The organism is Azorhizobium oxalatiphilum, assembly GCF_014635325.1.
Classification (GTDB): domain Bacteria; phylum Pseudomonadota; class Alphaproteobacteria; order Rhizobiales; family Xanthobacteraceae; genus Azorhizobium; species Azorhizobium oxalatiphilum.
Genome location: NZ_BMCT01000001.1, coordinates 1,234,042 through 1,250,936, shown reverse-complemented (window position 1 = coordinate 1,250,936; position 16,895 = coordinate 1,234,042). Strand labels below are relative to the sequence as shown.

The window sequence follows — 16,895 nt, the reverse complement described above, 5'->3', positions numbered from 1 at the left end:
GCCTGTCCAGCGGCCCGCCTCAGTTGAGGACGGGCCGCCCGGTCCGGCGCAGCGCCAGAAAGACCAGAAGAGAGACCGCGCCCAGCAAGCCGGACAGCACCACCGCGCGGGCATAGTCGCCGTTGAAGACGGCGTTATAGATCTCCAGCGACATGGTGTTGGTCTTGCCTACGATGTTGCCGCCCAGCATCAGGGTGATGCCAACCTCGCCCAGCGAACGGGCGGTGCCCAGCACCAGCCCGGCGACGATGGCGCCCCGGATGTTCGGCACGATCACATGAATGAAGGTCTCAAGCTCGGAGCGCCCCAGCGTGCGCGAGGCGTCCCCAAGCGCGCGTGACACATTGGCGATGGCCGCCTCGATGGGCTTGACCACCAGCGGCAGCCCCGCAATCACCGACGCCAGCACCACGCCCTCGACCGTGAAGATGAAGGAGAAGTCGAAGGCTTCATCCAGCCAGCCGCCCAGCCACCCGCGCCGGCCCAGAAGCAGCAGCAGGAAGAAGCCGAGCGCCAGCGGCGGAAACACCAGCGGCAGGGTCACGAGGGCATCCAGCAGCATGCGGCCCGGCCAGCGCGGCTGCGCCAGCGCCCAGCCAAGCCCCAGTCCGAGCACCAGATGGGCAATGAGCGTGAGGCCGGCCACCTTCAGGGTCAGCACCGCCGGATAGGCCAGCGCCGGGTCCGCCAGCGCCGACCAGAAAGCGGACAGGGCGTCCGTCACAGGCCGTAGCGGGTGAGGATGGCCTGAGCCTCGGGGGTCCCCAGGAAATCGGCGAAGCCCTTGGCGGCAGGGGTCGCGGCGGCCGTGTGACGGATGCCGCAGGACACCTCCACCGGATCATAGAGGGACGGATCCACCTCCACGAAGCCGCCCACCGTGCTGCCAGCGCCGATGGCATCGGTGGCGTTCACGAAGCCCGCATCCACCTCGCCGCTCGCCACATAGCTCGTGACCTGCGGCACGGTGGCCACCGGCACGAGTCGGCGATCCACCGTTTCCGACAGCTTCGCCTTGTCCAGAAACTGCCGGCCGGCCTTGCCATAGATGGCCGCCGCCTGATCGGGAATGCCGATGCGCTTCACATCCGCACGCGCCACGTCGGCGGCGGAGGCCAGCGTCAGCCCCTTGCGATACACCACCACCAGCTTGCCCAGCCCCAGCCGCACCATGCGCTGGAAATGCAGATCGCCGGCATGATGCAGCACTGCCTTGTCGCCGCAGACAATGGTGATGGTGTCGCTCTCCCGCGCCTGCGCCAGCACCTGCCCCAGATGACCATAGATCTGGAGGATCTTGTCGCCGCTCTTCGCCTCATAGGCGGCCGCCAGCTCGGTGAGAGGCTTGCGGAAGCCGGCACCCGCTGCGAGCGTGGCCTCATCGGCACGGGCAGGGACGGCAAGGGAGAGAAGCGGAAGCACCACGGCCAATGCCGCGGCAAGGACGGTGGGACGGGACACGGCGCAATCCATCTTTCCATGAAACGCGCCCAGCCATATCATCGAACCTATATATGGACAAACATAGCTTAAGCTCTCTCGGCCCTCGGGGCGAACCTGTCGCAGCCGGTGCGCGGCTGCCCGCCGAACCCTTCATCGACCTTGCCCTCAAGGTCGGCCTCAATGGTGCGGTGGGACCGTTTGATCTGAACGTGGATCTCACCATAGCCAAAGGCAGCTTCATGGCTCTCGCCGGTCCGTCGGGAGCTGGAAAGACCACGCTGCTGCGCCTGCTGGCCGGACTCATGCCGGCCAACGCGGGCCATATCCGGCTGGGATCAACGCTCTGGTGCGATGTCGCGCGGGGCATCCACCTGCCGGTGCGCCGCCGCTCCATCGGCTTCGTGTTTCAGGACTATGCGCTGTTTCCCAACATGAGCGTTCGCGGCAATGTGGACTATGCCCTCGGCCGTCACGCACGGCGCGGCGCGGCGGACGAACTGCTGGAACTGGTCGGGCTCGGCGCGCTCGCTTCCGCCTCCCCCGCACGTCTGTCTGGCGGGCAGAAGCAGCGCCTCGCCCTCATCCGCGCCCTCGCCCGCCGGCCCGATCTGCTGCTGCTGGACGAGCCCCTGTCCGCGCTCGATCCGCAGATGCGGCGGCAATTACAGGACGAACTGAAGCGCCTGCACCGGGAATTCGGCACCACCACCATCATGGTGAGCCACGACACCGCGGAAATCCTGCGGCTGGCGGATCGCGTCATCCGGCTGGAGAATGGGCGCGTCACGGCGGACGATGCCGGCACGGCTCTCGCGGACATGGCCCCGCGCGCCGGCCTGCGGGTGTTCGGCCATCACGTGAGCGGCCCCGACGAGACCGGGCATGCCACCGTCTCCATCGACGGGCAGCTGCATCGCCTGCGCTATCAGAGCGTGCCGCCGGGGCTCGCGCCGGGCGATCTGGTGACGCTGCAACTGGAGACAGCCTGCGTCCAGCCCACCGCCTTGCCGTGACCTTCCCCCCTCACCGCCCCCGCAGATGCCCCGTTGGCAGGGCCGTGGTGTATTTGACCTGATCGAGGGCGAAGCTGGAGCGGATGTTCGCCACCCCCGGAATCTTGGTGAAGCAGCTCATCATCAGTTCCTGAAAGCGGGGCAGATCCTCCACCACCACCCGCAGCATGAAGTCCGCCTCGCCGGTCATCAGATAGCATTCCATCACTTCCGGCCGCTTGGCGATGGCGTCCGTGAACACCTTCAACGAGGCTTCGTCCTGCTGTTTCAGGGTGACGTGCACGAACACGTTCACCGCCAGCCCCAGCTTCAGCGGATCGACGAGAGCCACCGAGCCCCGGATGACCCCGCGCCGGCGCAGATCCGCCACCCGCCGCCAGCAGGGCGAGGCCGACATGCCCACGCGCTCGGCGAGATCGGTGTTGCTGATCTCCCCCTCCACCTGCAGCACATCGAGGATTCGCAGACTGGCTTCGTCCAGCTGATCGCGCCCACTCGGCATAGATAACCTCGAAATATTCATTTTGGGGAATTTATATCCCATTCGTGTCGCAGCGCAACACAAACCAGACCGGCTTTTCCGCGCGCCATCGCCCATCATTCCTCACCCCATCCCGTGAGGATCCGATGACCAGTACCGCGCACGGCACAGTTCAGGCACCGCGTTCGCCGTTCGCCCTGCTGCGCCGCCATTCCACGCCGGTCTGGCTCACCGCCATGGTCATCCTCTGGGGCCTCAGCTGGCCTGCCACCAAGCTTGCCCTCGACGTGGTGCCGCCGCTCTGGCTGGCCGCGATCCGTTTCGGCAGCGCCGGCATCTGCCTGTTCCTGTTCGTGGGCCTGCGTGGCGAACTGCACCTGCCCCGCCGCAATGACTGGCCGATCGTGCTGAGCATCGGCTTCATGCAGATGATGGCCTTCACCGGCATGGGCATGGTCGCCATGACCCATACCGACACCAGCCGCGCCGTGCTGCTCGCCTACACGACCCCGCTCTGGAGCGTGCTGCTCGCCTGGCTGCTTTTCCGCGAAGCGCCCACGCGCCTGCAATTCCTCGCACTCGCCGTGGGCCTCGCCGGTGTCGCGCTCATCTGCTCGCCCGCCGAGATGGATTGGCGCGCACCCGGCACGCTCATGGGCGCCGGCCTGCTGCTGGCGGGGGCGATCTGCTGGTCGGCGGTGATCCTGCACATCCGCCGCCATCGCTGGCAGTCCGCGCCGTTGGCGCTGGCGCCGTGGCAGATGCTGCTGGCCACCGTGCCGCTGGCGATCCTCGCCTATGCCACCGAGGGATCGCCGGCCGGCATCCCGGTGAGCACCCACCTGCTCGAGCTGCTGGTCTTCATCGGCCCGGTGGCGACGTCCGCCTGCTTCGTCATTTCGGCAGAGCATGGGCGCCGCATCAGCGCCTTCGCCATGGCCAACTTCACGCTGGGTGTTCCCCTGATTGGCGTCGTCTCGTCGGTGATCGTGCTCGGCAACCGCCTGTCGCCGGCTTTCTTCGCCGGCCTGAGCCTCGTCATCGCGGGCATGCTGCTGGCCGCCTATGCCGGACGGGCCAAGTCCCGCACAACCTGAGCGCGGGTAATTCATGCTCGTTTCGGGATAATATCTCCCACCGACCGCTATTATCTCCCGCGCAACATACGTTACATTGACGGCTCGCACGCGTACCGGATCACCCTACCCGCTTTTGGGACTGGCTCCGGCCCCGCGCGTCAGGTAGCGCCCGCCCCTGCGCCATCCGGTACGTCCGGCTGGCACGACGGGATGCAGCTACCCATGTTGCAAGCGTGTCTGACGGCACGCGCTGGCGAGAGGTGGGACCATGGCACGCTGGGACGATGTGGAAGTGTTCTTGCGCGTGGTGGATCGCGGCAGCTTCAACGGCGCCGCTGAGCAACTGGGCCTGCCGCCAACGTCCGTCAGCCGCAAGGTGAAGGCGCTGGAGGAGCGGCTCGGCGTGCAGTTGCTCCACCGCACCACACGGCGCGTATGGCCGAGCGAGGCCGGGCAGGCCTATTACCAGAAGTGCGTGGACGCCATCGCGACGCTCGATCAGGCGGACGCCTCCATGCGTGCGCTCACGCAGGAGCCGGAAGGCCACCTGAAGGTGCTGCTCAATTATTCCACCGCCATCCTCGTGGTGGAGCCGGAGCTGGCCGCCTTCCACAAGCGCTATCCAAAGGTGCAGCTCCACCTCACGCTGGACAATCATCCGCTTGATCTCATCGAGCACGGCTATGACGTGGCCGTGCGCATCGGTCCGGTGCGCGATTCCAGCTATCACGTGCGCAGCCTCGGCTCGAAGCAGCTCCAGTTGATGGCCAGCCCGTCCTATCTCGACCGCATGGGCCGCCCCACGCACCCCGAGGAACTGGTGAACCACCAGCTCATCGCCGTGCGCACCGCCCCCGGCCCGATCATCTGGAACCTCGAAGGCCCGGATACGCCGGTGGATCTGAAGGTCAATCCGGTGTTGGACACCAACGACGCCATCATGGCCATCCGTCAGGCCACCAGCGGCTCCGGCATCACCATGATCTCGCGCTGCCTCGCCCGTCGCCGGGTGGAGAATGGCGAACTGGAACTGGTGCTGCCGGACTGGCGGCGGCGCGACCCGGTGGAGACCGTGGTGCTCTTCCCCGCTCGCGCTACGCTGGACCTGAAGGTGCGCGTGTTCGTGGACTTCCTCGTGGAAGCGTTCGACCGCTGGAGCAGCGGCGAATTCGCCCCTGTGCGCAGCGGTCCGGCGAAGACCATCATCACCGAGAAGCCCCGCAACTGGAGCGAGCCGGCACCCTAGTGATTTGGGGGACTGATTCACCTGTCGGGTTGCTTCGACCCGGCAGGTTCATGCCTTGAGCTGCACCAGGGAAATCTATCCCCGGATTTCACATGCAGACGTCCGTCGCACCCTTTATCCGCGCGCCCCGCTGGCGGGACTCAATTCTCTGCCGGACAACAGCACCGGCGAGCGCGAGCGCAACCATTTTTTCAGACCCTTGACTCCCCGGACTCTAGACAAGAGCCCCTCGATTCGATTCCTATATTCTCGATTCGGAGAGATGCGGCACGTCCCTCTGATCTTGCGAGGACGGTAGGTTTTCCGGGTGCGTGGCCGCGCCCGGGGCCTGGGATATCCGAAAGGGGCTGGCGATGGCACGGGCCAACGCGGCGAGCGTCGGCGTGCGCGGCGACGCCATAGGTGGTTTGGCGAAATCCGTGGCGCGACCCGCCTATCAGCGGCTGCTGGAGGCTGAGCCCTTCCTGCGCCGGATTGTTCCTGCGCTCATCATCACCTTCCTGCTCGTGCTCGGCATCGGCGCGGCCGTGCAGGTGCACAGTCATCGGCAGGCCGTACTCGACAGCGCCAAGGACGACCTTGGCCTGCTGTCGCTCGCCACCGCCGAGGGCCTGAACCATCGCCTTGGCGGCTCCATGGCCAATGTGGGCACGGCTCTGCAAGCCGCATTGCCCCCGCGCGCCACCGCCAACGGCCGACGCATCTACATCACCGACCCGTCCGGCCGCATCATCGCCGCCGAGCCGGCCAGTGCGCCGCGCGCCGCCACCATGGCGGACCTGATGGATCCCTCCCAGCCGCTCACCGTGTTCGCGGAACGCGCCGGCGTGCTGGAAATCCCGACCGCGCAGGAAAGCGCGCTCGCCACCGTGCGCAACCTCAACCCGCCGCTCGGCCAGATCGTCTTCATCCAGCCCATGAGCCGCGCGCTCACCGCCTGGTCCGACAGCACCACCCTCACCATCACCCTGTTCACCACCACGGGCGCGGTGCTGCTCATCCTCGGCTTCTCCTTCCACTGGCAGGCGAGCCGGGCGCGCGAGGCGGACCACATCTACGACACCGTGCGCATGCGCATCGATACGGCGCTCAACCGCGGCCGCTGCGGCATGTGGGACTGGGACATGGCGCGAGGCCGCATGTACTGGTCCGATACCATGTTCGAAATCCTCGGCCTTGAGCGCCGGGACGAACTGATGTCCTTCGGCGAGATCGCCAAGCTGGTACATCCGGACGACGGCGACCTCTACGAGCTGGCGCAGGAACTGGCCGAGCGCCCCGGCGCTTCCGTGGACCGCGTTTTCCGTATGCGCACCGCCAAGGGCGACTTCGTATGGCTGCGCATGCGCGCCGAAGTGGTCCAGCAGGCAGGCGAGGACGGTCCCCACCTCATCGGCATTGCCATGGACGTGACCGAGGCCCAGCGCCTCGCCGAACGCACCGTCACCGCCGACATGCGCCTGCGCGATGCCATCGAGAGCATCTCGGAAGCCTTCGTGCTCTGGGACAGCCAGAACCGCCTCGTGCTCTGCAACTCCAAGTTCCAGACCCTGCACGAGCTGCCGGACGACGCCATCGTCGGCGGCACGCCCTTCGACGTCATCGCCAATGTGGGCCGCCATCCCGTCACCCGCACGCCGCTGAAGCCCGAGGACAAGCCGGAGGAAGGCTCGCGCGCCTTCGAGGCCCAGCTCTCGAACGGCCGCTGGCTGAAGATCGCCGAGCGCCGCACCAAGGACGGCGGCTACGTCTCGGTGGGTACCGACATCACGCCGCTCAAGCGCCACGAGGAACGCCTCATGGACAATGAGAAACGCCTCATGGCGCTGGTGGCCGATTTGCGCAAATCCCAGCAGACGCTGGAACATCAGGCCCAACAGCTGGCGGAGCTGGCGGAAAAGTATTCGGAAGAGAAGACCCGCGCCGAGGACGCCAACCGCGCCAAGAGCGAGTTCCTCGCCAACATGTCCCACGAGCTGCGCACGCCGCTCAACGCCATCATCGGTTTCTCGGAGATCATGGAGAGCGGCATGTTCGGCCCGCTCGGCTCGGAGAAGTACGGAGAATATTGCGCGGACATCAAGGGCTCCGGCACGTACCTCCTCGACGTCATCAACGACATCCTCGACATGTCCAAGATCGAGGCCGGCCGCATGCAGCTGGAGCTGGAGGACGTGCGGATCGACGAGATCGTCGCCGACGCAATGCGTGTCATGGCGGTGAAGGGCGAGGAGAAGCAGCTCGCCATGACCGCCGAGACCGGCACCGCCGGCCCCATCCGCGGCGACAAGCGGGCGCTGAAGCAGATCCTGCTCAACCTGCTCTCCAATGCGGTTAAGTTCACGCCCGAAGGCGGCAACATCTCGGTGCGGGCGCGCGTGAACGGTGGAGCGGCGGTGATCGCCATCGAGGACACCGGCATCGGCATCCCGCGCCACGCGCTGGCCAAAATCGGCCGCCCGTTCGAGCAGGTGGAGAGCCAGTTCACCAAGACCTACAAGGGCTCCGGCCTCGGCCTCGCCATCGCCAAGTCGCTGGCGGAGCTGCATGGGGGCGCCATGCGCATCCGCTCCACGGAAGGGGTGGGCACGACTGTCGTCGTGCGCCTGCCGCTGAATGCGGGCGCCGCCAATTCCAACGAAAGCCCCCGCCTGACCGCCGTGCGCTGACGATTTTTTGGCTGGCACATGCCAGCCATTCGCCGAACGCCATGGCGCCGCCACGATCTTGCCGCTACAGAAGCGGTCATGTGCGGTGCAGCGAAGCACTGCCCTACACGCTCGGCCACTGTCGGATCAGGGGCCCGGACCATTACCGGGCAAGATCAGGCCGAGCCGGATGTCTTCTTCAATTGCAGATGTGAGGGCAGCGGAATCATCCGCCGGGTGCCCCTTCGCTGCGCTGCCTGTCCTCGGCATATGTGCGGGGACCAGAAAGGTTTCCCGTGCCGTTCGACACGTCGTCCCCCGCCCTTGCCCGCGCCCTCGCCGGCCAGAACTATGATGAGCCGACCCCGGTCCAGAGCGCGGTGATCGCGCCGGATACCGCCGGGCGCGACATGCTCGTCTCCGCCCAGACCGGCTCCGGCAAGACGGTGGCCTATGGCCTCGCCATCGGCGAGACCCTGCTCGGCGCCGAAGAGAGCCTGCCACGCGCCGGCGCGCCGCTGGCCCTCGTCATCGCCCCCACCCGCGAGCTGGCGTTGCAGGTGCAGCGTGAGCTGCTGTGGCTCTACAAGGATGCCGGCGGGCGCATCGTCTCCTGCGTCGGCGGCATGGATCCCATCAAGGAGAAGCGCCAGCTCATGGACGGCGCGCACATCGTGGTCGGCACCCCCGGCCGCCTGCGCGATCATCTGGAGCGTGGCCGCCTCGACATTTCGGCTCTGGCCGCCGTGGTGCTGGACGAGGCCGACGAGATGCTGGACCTCGGCTTCCGCGAGGATCTGGAGTTCATCCTCGAAGCCACCCCGGAGGAGAAGCAGACCCTGCTGTTCTCCGCCACCATGCCCCGCGACATCGCCAACCTCGCCCGCCGCTACCAGCGCGATGCCCTGCGCATCGAGGTGGCCGGCAAGAAGGTTGGCCATGCGGACATCGAATATCGCGCCGTGCGCGTCTCGCCCCGCGAGATCGAGCATTCCGTGGTCAACCTGCTGCGCTTCTTCGAGGCCCCCGGCGCCATCGTCTTCTGCAACACCCGCGAAGCCGTGCGCCATCTCACCGCCACCCTGCAGGAGCGCGGCTTTTCGGCTGTCGCCCTGTCCGGCGAGCTTGGCCAGAACGAGCGCAACCTCGCCCTTCAGGCCCTGCGCGACGGCCGCGCCCGCGTCTGCGTCGCCACTGACGTCGCCGCGCGCGGCATCGACCTGCCCGGCCTCGGCCTCGTGATCCATGCCGAGCTGCCGCACGATGCCGAGAGCCTCCAGCACCGCTCCGGCCGTACCGGCCGCGCCGGTCGCAAGGGCGTCAGCGTCCTGCTGGTGCCGCCGTCCCGCCGCCGCAAGGCGGAAGGCCTGATGGCCGAAGCCCGCGTCACCGCCCAGTGGAGCGGCCCGCCCACCGCCGAGGAAGTGCGCGTTCTCGATCAGGAGCGCATGCTCTCCGATCCGCAGCTCTCCGAACTGCCGGCCACCGAGGATGCGGACCTCGCCGCCGCGCTGATGGCGCAGTATTCCCCGCAGGAACTGGCCTCCGCGCTGGTGCGCCTCTATCGCGCCCGCCTGCCCGCTCCTGAGGAAGTCACCGATCCCGGCGAAGGCCGTGGCCGCCGCGAGGCGCCCGCGCGCTCCAGCGCCCCCATGGGTGGCGGCACCTGGTTCCGCATGCCCGTTGGCCGGCGCAAGAATGCCGATCCCAAGTGGCTGCTGCCGCTCATCTGCCGGCGCGGCAACCTGACCAAGTCCGACATCGGCGCCATCCGCATCTTCGACAACGAGACAATCTTCGAGATCGCCGAGCCGCTGGCCGAGTCCTTCCTGGTCTCCGCCCGCGCCAGCGAGGCCGGCGATTATCCCATCGAGCCCCATGACGGCAGCCAGCCGGAACGCCGCCCGCAGGGCCGTGGCGGCTACGGCCATGGCGGTGGTCATGGTGCCGGCGGTCACAGCCATGGCGGGCGCGGCAAGGGCGGCCCCGGCGGCAAGAGCCACGGTGCCAGCAATGCCGGCAACAGCCATCACGGTGGCCAGTATGGCGCGGGCCGCCACGAGGGCGGCCAGGGCGCCGGCGGCCAGCATCAGCCGTCCGTGCGCGGCTGGAGCCCGGTTGCCCCCTCCGCCAAGGCCCCACGCGGCGCCAAGGGCAAGGCCCGCCCGCGGGGCTGACATCACCCTTTCAGGAACGCCCCTACGGCAGCTTGATCCCTGCCTTACGACCGCCACACGAAGCATGTGTTGGCGGTCGTGACACGATGCCCGCGCCGGGGGAATGGGATTATGGAAACCGCCAGGATCGCACTGCTGCCCATCGCCTGCGCCGTGCTCGCTACGGTGGCAACGGTACCCGCTCTGGCCCGCTCAAACGAGGAGGCCCTGCTGCGGCTCGCCCCGAGCGCACGCATGGAGCAGCGGTGCAACGCCAAGGCCATGGGCACCATCGGCCGCGAGCGGAAGGGTATGCGCCCGGACGAACTGGTGGCCTATGCCTTCGCCGACACCAAGCTGAAGGATGGCCTCATTCTGGCCCCCGGCGCCGCCGTGCGCTCCCGTGGCAAGTGGTACCGGCTCTCCTACAGCTGCCAGACCGCCGACAACGGCACGCAAGTGACGACCTTCACCTATACGCTCGGCAGCGAGGTGCCGCGCGACCAGTGGTCCCAGCACTATCTCGTGCCGCCATAGGCCCGGTCCATCCAGGCCCGATCAGCCGGCCCGCCGCTCCAGCGGAATCTGTTCCGTCTCGAGGACCGCGTCCGCACCGCCCAGCCGCTCCCGCCAGCCGGTGACGGCCTCGGGCTCCACGGGCGCAAACGACGACAGCTCACCGGCAAACCCTTCCCAGGCCGCCACAACCACTGGCGAAACCGACGTGAGGATCGGCAGTTCCGCGGCCACGGCTGCATGGAAGGCGTGAGTCAGTCCCCGCCCTTCCGCTTCCTGACGGCCGAACTTGCTGAGGATGACAACGGTGCCCTTTCCGGCGCTCGCTCCATCGAGCGCCGAGATGGCTTCCTCCACCCCCGCACACGCCGCCGCCAGTCCGGCCGGATCCAGGCTGCAGCCGGCCGAGCCGGGGCCGAGATCCTGCGTGAGCTTGTATTGCGCGCCGCTCACGAGATCCCGCAGCAGGACATCCGTGCCGCCCGGCAGCATCTCTTCCACGACGCCCACCACATGATAGCCCGCCGCCCGGAAATCCCGCGCCGCATGACCCAGCAAGGCCTGGATGGTCTCGCGGTCGGAGCCGGTCAGAGCCAGAATCTGCGCAACATCGCCCATCATGTGCCTCCCATGTCGGGTTTCCGACAACGTGGCCCGAAAGTCGAGAGCGAAGCAAGAAAGAGGCCGCTCAGAGCGCCACGGTTTCCGCAGGTTCCGGTTGGGCGGCAGGCTGGGCGGCGGCCAGCTCCGTGCGGTTCCGGCCCTCGCGCTTGGCCCGATAGAGCGCCTGATCCGCGCGCTCGAACAGGACCCGCCAGGTTTCCGGACGGGGACGATCGTGCGTGCTGGCGACACCCGCGCTGAGGGTGGTGGAGGGCGGCCCCGCCTCCAGCCCGACGCTGCGCTCCATGGCGATGCGAATCCGCTCCATGATCTCGAAGGCGGCGCTCGCCGGCGTGTCCGGCAGGACGAGCGCGAACTCCTCGCCACCGAGCCGGGCAGCGAAATCCCCGGCCCGCCGGGCATGCTGGGTAATGGTGGCGGCGATGAGCTTCAGGGTCTCGTCACCGGCGGCGTGGCCGTAGCGGTCGTTGAGGGCCTTGAAATGGTCGGCGTCGATGATGACCACGGACATCCAGGCATAGGTCCGTTCGGCGCGACGGAACTCGCGCTGGAGCACCTCGTCGAACCGCCTGCGGTTGGCGAGGCCGGTCAGGAAGTCGGTGACGGACAGCTGTTCGAGGGCCGCCTCCGCAGCCACCCGTCGCACCCGCTCGCGCCGCAGCCGGACGCCGAGCAGCAGCAATCCCGCACAGACCAGCCCCGCGCCGCCGCTGGCCAGCGTCATGCGATCCCGCCATGCCTGATCGATGACCGAAACCGGAACGCCGAAGATGAGGTCCAGTGGCCAGTCCGGCACATGCTGGAAGACGAACAGGCGCTCCTTCCCATCCACGGCGGACACCGCCAGATAGGTGCCCGCATTGATGGCGAGCCGCGCCCGCTCGGTGGCCGAGAGGCGCACGCCGAAATCCCCCTGCCCGTCCAGCGCGGGGCGGCGGGTCAGGATACGCCCGTTCTCATGGGCAAGGGCGATGCTGTTGCCGTCGCCGATGTGGATGTTGGTGAACTGGTCGCGAAAATCGCTGAGCCGGATGAACGCCACGGCCACGCCCCGGAACTGGCCGTCATAGGTGACACGGCGGCTGATGGCGACTTCGGGACCGGATGCCCCATCCTGCCGCGTGACGGCCAGATAGGGGCCGACCAGTGCGCCGCTCACCTGCACCGAGAAGAAGTCCGCTCCGCTGAAGCCCTGCTCCGGCACCCGCTCCCGCCCCGCCGAAAACCGCACCTCGCCATTCTCGCCGAGGAACAGAAGCGCATGCACATAGGGGAATTCAGCCAGCATACGGGAGAGCAGCCGGTCCTTGGTGTCTTCCGGCAAGGCCTCCAGAGCGGCATCGCCCAGCAAGGCGATCGAGGCCTTCAGGATGCTGTCGTAGGAATAGAAGACCTGACTGACGTCCAGCATCACCCGCCGGATGGTGTCCTGCGCCTGCGACACCGCCCGCGCCTGCGCCTGCTGGTAATAGGTCTCGGAGTAATTGTAGAGGGCCAGGCCCACCGCCACGACGGCGGCAATGCAGAAGATGATGGGGGCGTTGATCCAGAGTCGGCGACCGAACCCGCGCTTCGCGTTGTTCGTGTCCGATCCGATCACCACCCCACCTCTCCCATATCCGGTGGCGCGAGACGTTCAGGCGTCAACCTGAGCCTGGGGTAGGCTCAGTCCATGACGGATTGACGACAGGTCGGCGCTTCAAAGCGGAAACCTACTAAAGCACCTTGTCGGGCATCCGACCAGTACGGCCACGCTTCAGCCGCGCCGCCGGCCTCCCTTCCGATAGTTCTTGGTGCCCGGATCGGGACGCGGACCGGGACGAAAATCGTCCGCGCCCGTCGGCTCGGCCCGGTCGGTGCCCGGCCCCATGTCGTCGAGGGAGGGCTTCGCCGCGCGTGATCCGGCGCGGGGCGCGAACATCGGCATCTCGGCGGGACCGCTGCGACTGGAGGTATCGGGCGCGTAGCGCGACTGCGCCTCGCCCACGTCCTCCTCCTCGTTCTTCGCAGGCGCGCGGGCGCGCCCTTTTCCTTTGGCGGCAGCGGCCGGAAGGTTGGCCGCCTTGCCGTACTTTCGCGGTCCCCGGAAGCCGCCGGTGCGGTCATCCACCGCCTCCTGCCGGGCCATGGGATCGTCGGAGACCGCAAGCTCGGTGGCCTGCAGACGCTTGATCTCGTCGCGCAGGCGCGCAGCCTCCTCGAAGTCGAGATCGGCGGCGGCGGCGCGCATGCGCTTCTCCAGATCGGCCATGATGGCCTTGAGGTTGTGGCCGAAAGCCGCACCCTCCTCCGCGAGGCCGGAATCCACGACCACATGGTCGCGCTCATAGACCGAATTGAGGATGTCGCCGATGGCCTTCTTCACGCTCTCCGGCGTGATGCCGTGCTCCAGATTGTAGGCCACCTGCTTCTCGCGGCGGCGGGCGGTCTCCGCCATGGCGCGCGCCATGGAGCCGGTCTCCTTGTCGGCATAGAGGATCACCCGCCCGTCCACGTTTCGCGCCGCACGGCCGATGGTCTGGATCAGCGAGGTTTCCGAACGCAGAAAGCCTTCCTTGTCGGCATCGAGAATGGCGACAAGGCCGCATTCGGGAATGTCGAGGCCCTCACGCAGCAGGTTGATGCCGATCAGCGCGTCGAAGGCGCCGAGGCGCAGGTCGCGGATGATCTCGATGCGCTCGATGGTGTCGATGTCCGAATGCATGTAGCGCACGCGGATGCCGTTCTCATGCAGATATTCGGTGAGGTCTTCCGCCATGCGCTTGGTAAGCACGGTGACGAGGGTCCGGTAGCCCTTGGCCGAGGTGGCGCGGATCTCGCCCAGCAGGTCGTCCACCTGCGTGCGAGCGGGTCGCACGTCCACTTCCGGGTCGATGAGGCCGGTGGGGCGGATGACCTGTTCCACGAACACGCCGCCGGTGCGGTCCATCTCCCACGGTCCCGGCGTGGCCGAGACATGGACGGTCTGGGGGCGCATGGCCTCCCATTCCTCGAAGCGCAGCGGCCGGTTGTCCATGCAGGACGGCAGGCGGAAGCCATATTCCGCCAGCGTCGCCTTGCGGCGAAAGTCGCCCCGGTACATGGCGCCGATCTGCGGAATGGTGACGTGGCTCTCGTCGATGAAGACGAGCGCATTGTCGGGCACGTATTCGAACAGGGTCGGCGGCGGCTCGCCCGGCTTGCGGCCGGTGAGCCAGCGGGAATAGTTCTCGATGCCCGCGCAGGCGCCGGTGGCCTCCATCATCTCGATGTCGTAGCGCGTGCGCTGCTCCAGCCGCTGGGCCTCCAGCAGCCGGCCCATCTTGTACAACTCCTCGAGCCGCACCTTCAGCTCGGCCTTGATGCCGTTGACGGCCTGGATGAGGGTCGGGCGCGGGGTGACATAATGCGAGGAGGCGTAGACCTTCACGCTCTTCATGTCGCCGGTCTTGTGGCCGGTGAGCGGGTCGAACTCGACGATGCTCTCCACCTCGTCGCCGAACAGCGAGATGCGCCAGGCCCGGTCCTCGTAATGGGCCGGGAAGATCTCCACCACGTCGCCGCGCACCCGGAAGGTGCCGCGGGCGAAATCGGACTGGATGCGCTTGTACTGGAGGGCCACCAGATCGGCGAGCAACTGGCGCTGGTCGATGCGCTCGCCCACCTCCAGCTTGAAGGTCATAGAGGCGTAGGTCTCCACTGAGCCGATACCGTAGATGCAGGACACCGAGGCGACGATGATCACATCGTCCCGCTCCAGCAGCGACCGGGTCGCCGAATGGCGCATGCGGTCGATCTGCTCGTTGATGGAGGATTCCTTCTCGATATAGGTGTCCGTCCGGGGCACATAGGCCTCCGGCTGGTAGTAATCGTAGTAGGAGACGAAATATTCCACGGCATTGTCGGGGAAGAAGCTCTTGAACTCACCATAGAGCTGCGCCGCCAGCGTCTTGTTGGGCGCAAGGATGATGGCGGGGCGCTGAAGCTTCTCGATCACCTTGGCCATGGTGAAGGTCTTGCCGGAGCCGGTGACGCCGAGGAGCACCTGATCGCGCTCCACCGCCTGCGCCTGCGCCACCAGTTCCGCAATGGCCTGCGGCTGGTCGCCCGAGGGCTCGAACTCGCTCTTGATGACGAGGGGAACGCCGCCCTCGCTCTTCTCGGGGCGCGGCGGGCGATGGGGCACCCAGGTCTGGCCGGTGACTTCCGGCCGCCCTTCCTCGATCAGCCGCGACAGCGCCGCGACCGTGGCGGAGGCCCCGCTGGCCTCGAAATCCACCGACAGGGTGTCGCCGGGGCTCAGCCCGAGGGACTGGGCGAGCGCGGGATCGAGAGTCTGGGCGGGCGCGGGCTCGAAGTGACGCTGCGAACGCTCACCGAGCTTGCCGGGACGGGATGCTTTGGCCATGGCGCCAATATGGGGGTGCCGGCGGCGGCTGGGAAGGGCCGCCGGGGGCACCCCGTGGCGGCTTCAGTCCACGATGAACAGCTTCGCGCCCACAGCCGTGCGTGAGCTGTGCGGCTCGGCCTTGTCGGCCACCTGATAGCTCATGCCGGGCTTCAGCACGAAGGTGCGGCCGTCTTCCAGCGTGGTGTGTAGTTCGCCTTCGAGGCACAGCAGGATGTGCCCCTTCACGCACCAATGGTCGGAAATGTAGCCGGGGGTGTATTCGACCATGCGCACGCGGATGTCGCCGAACTGCCGGGTACGCCAGAGCGCCATCCCCGCCTCGCCCTTGTGCTCGGTCACAGGCACATCGGACCAGTCGGTGGTGCCGAAGGGAATTCCGCTCATCTGCACGATCGTCGTCTCCAGCCGGCCGGCGGCACAGGCGCCGCCACATCCGGGGGCTGGATCAAAAGCGCGAAATCAGCGTTAGTTCCAGCCTTTTCGGCAGGTGGCTCCGCCTGCCGCAACGCCAGCCCACAGCCAGGAACCCATAGGCCCCATGCCCAATCTCGCTCCCGCCGCGCTGCCCATCCTCATGCTGCTGGCCTCGAACATCTTCATGACGTTCGCCTGGTACGGGCACCTCAAATACAAGGGCACACCGATCCTCATCGCCATCGTGGCGAGCTGGGGCATCGCATTTTTCGAATATTGCCTCGCGGTGCCGGCCAATCGCATGGGCTCGGGCGTCTATACCACCGCGCAGCTGAAGACCATTCAGGAGGTCATCACGCTGGTGGTCTTCGCGGGCTTCTCGGTGCTCTATCTGAAGGAGCCGCTGGGCTGGAACCACGCGGTCGGCTTCACCCTCATCATCGGGGGAGCCTTCTTCATCTTCCACAAATTCTGAGCACGCAGACGCACTTCGGACGCCGGGCCGCGAGGCCCGGCACCACCGTCAATCAGTCGCGGCGGATGGTCCGACGGGCGCGTACGCGCACCGGAATGGCTTTCAACTTGCGCTGGGGCACCAGAAGCATGGCAGCGGCGAGCCCGAACAGCGTCACGATGGCAGTGAAGGACAAAGACAGGGACGTCGACACAGCCACACCCTCCATGGGTTGGAGACTGGCCGCAGATGCACGGTCCAGGCTCAGCACAAAGGTGACAGCGCAGATCGCCAACATCAAGACGATGGTTAAGGCAATCTGTGCCACAACGTCACCGATTTGGTGCTTCTTCACCGCCCGCGCAAGGATCTGCGGGTCCGTAGCGGACGGTCCGAATTCCTGAAGCTCGAAATCACGAAACTGCGACATC

Annotated in this window: 15 protein-coding genes; 7 read left to right on the top strand and 8 right to left on the bottom strand. The window is 67.2% G+C overall.

Annotated features, from left to right (window positions below):
- Nucleotides 1-19 precede the first annotated feature (19 nt).
- Together modB and modA are read right to left on the bottom strand one after the other, a co-directional pair.
- Complete coding sequence (gene modB, locus IEW24_RS05695; RefSeq protein ID WP_188576210.1) at nucleotides 20-724, bottom strand: molybdate ABC transporter permease subunit; 705 nt, start codon at nucleotides 722-724, stop codon at nucleotides 20-22.
- A complete protein-coding gene (gene modA, locus IEW24_RS05690) occupies nucleotides 721-1,461 on the bottom strand; it encodes a molybdate ABC transporter substrate-binding protein (protein WP_244644176.1) in 741 nt (246 codons plus the stop codon). Before modA ends, modB begins: the two co-directional genes overlap by 4 nt.
- A 53-nt stretch (nucleotides 1,462-1,514) precedes the next feature.
- Here modA and IEW24_RS05685 point away from each other — a divergent pair, with 53 nt between their 5' ends.
- A complete protein-coding gene (locus IEW24_RS05685) occupies nucleotides 1,515-2,456 on the top strand; it encodes an ABC transporter ATP-binding protein (protein WP_188576206.1) in 942 nt (313 codons plus the stop codon).
- Between the two features lie 10 nt (nucleotides 2,457-2,466).
- Here IEW24_RS05685 and IEW24_RS05680 read toward each other — a convergent pair whose 3' ends face one another.
- A complete protein-coding gene (locus IEW24_RS05680) occupies nucleotides 2,467-2,958 on the bottom strand; it encodes an Lrp/AsnC family transcriptional regulator (RefSeq protein WP_188576205.1) in 492 nt (163 codons plus the stop codon).
- A 125-nt stretch (nucleotides 2,959-3,083) separates the two neighbouring features.
- Here IEW24_RS05680 and IEW24_RS05675 point away from each other — a divergent pair, with 125 nt between their 5' ends.
- From IEW24_RS05675 to IEW24_RS05655, 5 genes are all read left to right on the top strand, one after another.
- Nucleotides 3,084-4,034, top strand: a complete 951-nt coding sequence (locus IEW24_RS05675; protein ID WP_188576203.1) for a DMT family transporter — start codon at nucleotides 3,084-3,086, stop codon at nucleotides 4,032-4,034.
- Nucleotides 4,035-4,284: 250 nt separating this feature from the next.
- Nucleotides 4,285-5,262 carry a LysR family transcriptional regulator gene (locus IEW24_RS05670; RefSeq protein WP_188576201.1) on the top strand — a complete coding sequence of 326 codons (978 nt, stop codon included), beginning with the start codon at nucleotides 4,285-4,287 and terminating at the stop codon, nucleotides 5,260-5,262.
- 353 nt (nucleotides 5,263-5,615) lie between these two features.
- Complete coding sequence (locus tag IEW24_RS05665) at nucleotides 5,616-7,931, top strand: sensor histidine kinase (protein WP_188576199.1); 2,316 nt, start codon at nucleotides 5,616-5,618, stop codon at nucleotides 7,929-7,931.
- A 275-nt stretch (nucleotides 7,932-8,206) separates the two neighbouring features.
- Nucleotides 8,207-10,087: a DEAD/DEAH box helicase gene (locus IEW24_RS05660; protein WP_188576198.1), complete on the top strand. Its 1,881-nt coding sequence runs from the start codon at nucleotides 8,207-8,209 to the stop codon at nucleotides 10,085-10,087.
- A 111-nt stretch (nucleotides 10,088-10,198) separates the two neighbouring features.
- The gene (locus tag IEW24_RS05655; RefSeq protein WP_188576196.1) at nucleotides 10,199-10,603 is read left to right on the top strand and encodes a DUF930 domain-containing protein; all 405 of its coding nucleotides are present in this window, start codon (nucleotides 10,199-10,201) and stop codon (nucleotides 10,601-10,603) included.
- Nucleotides 10,604-10,624: 21 nt separating this feature from the next.
- Here the strand turns inward: IEW24_RS05655 and IEW24_RS05650 are convergent, their stop codons facing one another.
- From IEW24_RS05650 to IEW24_RS05635, 4 genes are all read right to left on the bottom strand, one after another.
- Nucleotides 10,625-11,203, bottom strand: coding sequence for a DUF2478 domain-containing protein (locus IEW24_RS05650; protein ID WP_188576194.1), 579 nt, complete (start codon nucleotides 11,201-11,203; stop codon nucleotides 10,625-10,627).
- A 67-nt stretch (nucleotides 11,204-11,270) separates the two neighbouring features.
- Nucleotides 11,271-12,806: a GGDEF domain-containing protein gene (locus IEW24_RS05645; RefSeq protein ID WP_188576192.1), complete on the bottom strand. Its 1,536-nt coding sequence runs from the start codon at nucleotides 12,804-12,806 to the stop codon at nucleotides 11,271-11,273.
- 156 nt (nucleotides 12,807-12,962) lie between these two features.
- Complete coding sequence (gene uvrB / locus IEW24_RS05640) at nucleotides 12,963-15,593, bottom strand: excinuclease ABC subunit UvrB (RefSeq protein ID WP_188576190.1); 2,631 nt, start codon at nucleotides 15,591-15,593, stop codon at nucleotides 12,963-12,965.
- A gap of 63 nt (nucleotides 15,594-15,656) precedes the next feature.
- The gene (locus IEW24_RS05635; protein ID WP_188576187.1) at nucleotides 15,657-15,986 is read right to left on the bottom strand and encodes a DHCW motif cupin fold protein; all 330 of its coding nucleotides are present in this window, start codon (nucleotides 15,984-15,986) and stop codon (nucleotides 15,657-15,659) included.
- A 148-nt stretch (nucleotides 15,987-16,134) separates the two neighbouring features.
- Here IEW24_RS05635 and IEW24_RS05630 point away from each other — a divergent pair, with 148 nt between their 5' ends.
- The gene (locus tag IEW24_RS05630; RefSeq protein ID WP_188576184.1) at nucleotides 16,135-16,485 is read left to right on the top strand and encodes a DMT family protein; all 351 of its coding nucleotides are present in this window, start codon (nucleotides 16,135-16,137) and stop codon (nucleotides 16,483-16,485) included.
- A 52-nt stretch (nucleotides 16,486-16,537) separates the two neighbouring features.
- On the opposite strand, the gene IEW24_RS05625 is transcribed toward IEW24_RS05630, so the two are convergent.
- Nucleotides 16,538-16,894, bottom strand: a complete 357-nt coding sequence (locus tag IEW24_RS05625; protein ID WP_188576183.1) for a hypothetical protein — start codon at nucleotides 16,892-16,894, stop codon at nucleotides 16,538-16,540.
- Between the last annotated feature and the right edge of the window lies 1 nt (nucleotide 16,895).

What these genes read in the sequence shown, in the direction of transcription:
- IEW24_RS05630 (WP_188576184.1), top strand. Translation starts at nt 16,135, where the DNA reads ATGCCCAATCTCGCTCCCGCCGCGCTGCCCATCCTCATGCTGCTGGCC.
- IEW24_RS05665 (WP_188576199.1), top strand. Translation starts at nt 5,616, where the DNA reads ATGGCACGGGCCAACGCGGCGAGCGTCGGCGTGCGCGGCGACGCCATA.
- IEW24_RS05655 (WP_188576196.1), top strand. Translation starts at nt 10,199, where the DNA reads ATGGAAACCGCCAGGATCGCACTGCTGCCCATCGCCTGCGCCGTGCTC.
- IEW24_RS05685 (WP_188576206.1), top strand. Translation starts at nt 1,515, where the DNA reads ATGGACAAACATAGCTTAAGCTCTCTCGGCCCTCGGGGCGAACCTGTC.
- IEW24_RS05680 (WP_188576205.1), bottom strand. Translation starts at nt 2,958, where the DNA reads ATGCCGAGTGGGCGCGATCAGCTGGACGAAGCCAGTCTGCGAATCCTC.
- IEW24_RS05650 (WP_188576194.1), bottom strand. Translation starts at nt 11,203, where the DNA reads ATGATGGGCGATGTTGCGCAGATTCTGGCTCTGACCGGCTCCGACCGC.
- uvrB (WP_188576190.1), bottom strand. Translation starts at nt 15,593, where the DNA reads ATGGCCAAAGCATCCCGTCCCGGCAAGCTCGGTGAGCGTTCGCAGCGT.
- IEW24_RS05670 (WP_188576201.1), top strand. Translation starts at nt 4,285, where the DNA reads ATGGCACGCTGGGACGATGTGGAAGTGTTCTTGCGCGTGGTGGATCGC.
- IEW24_RS05675 (WP_188576203.1), top strand. Translation starts at nt 3,084, where the DNA reads ATGACCAGTACCGCGCACGGCACAGTTCAGGCACCGCGTTCGCCGTTC.
- IEW24_RS05625 (WP_188576183.1), bottom strand. Translation starts at nt 16,894, where the DNA reads ATGTCGCAGTTTCGTGATTTCGAGCTTCAGGAATTCGGACCGTCCGCT.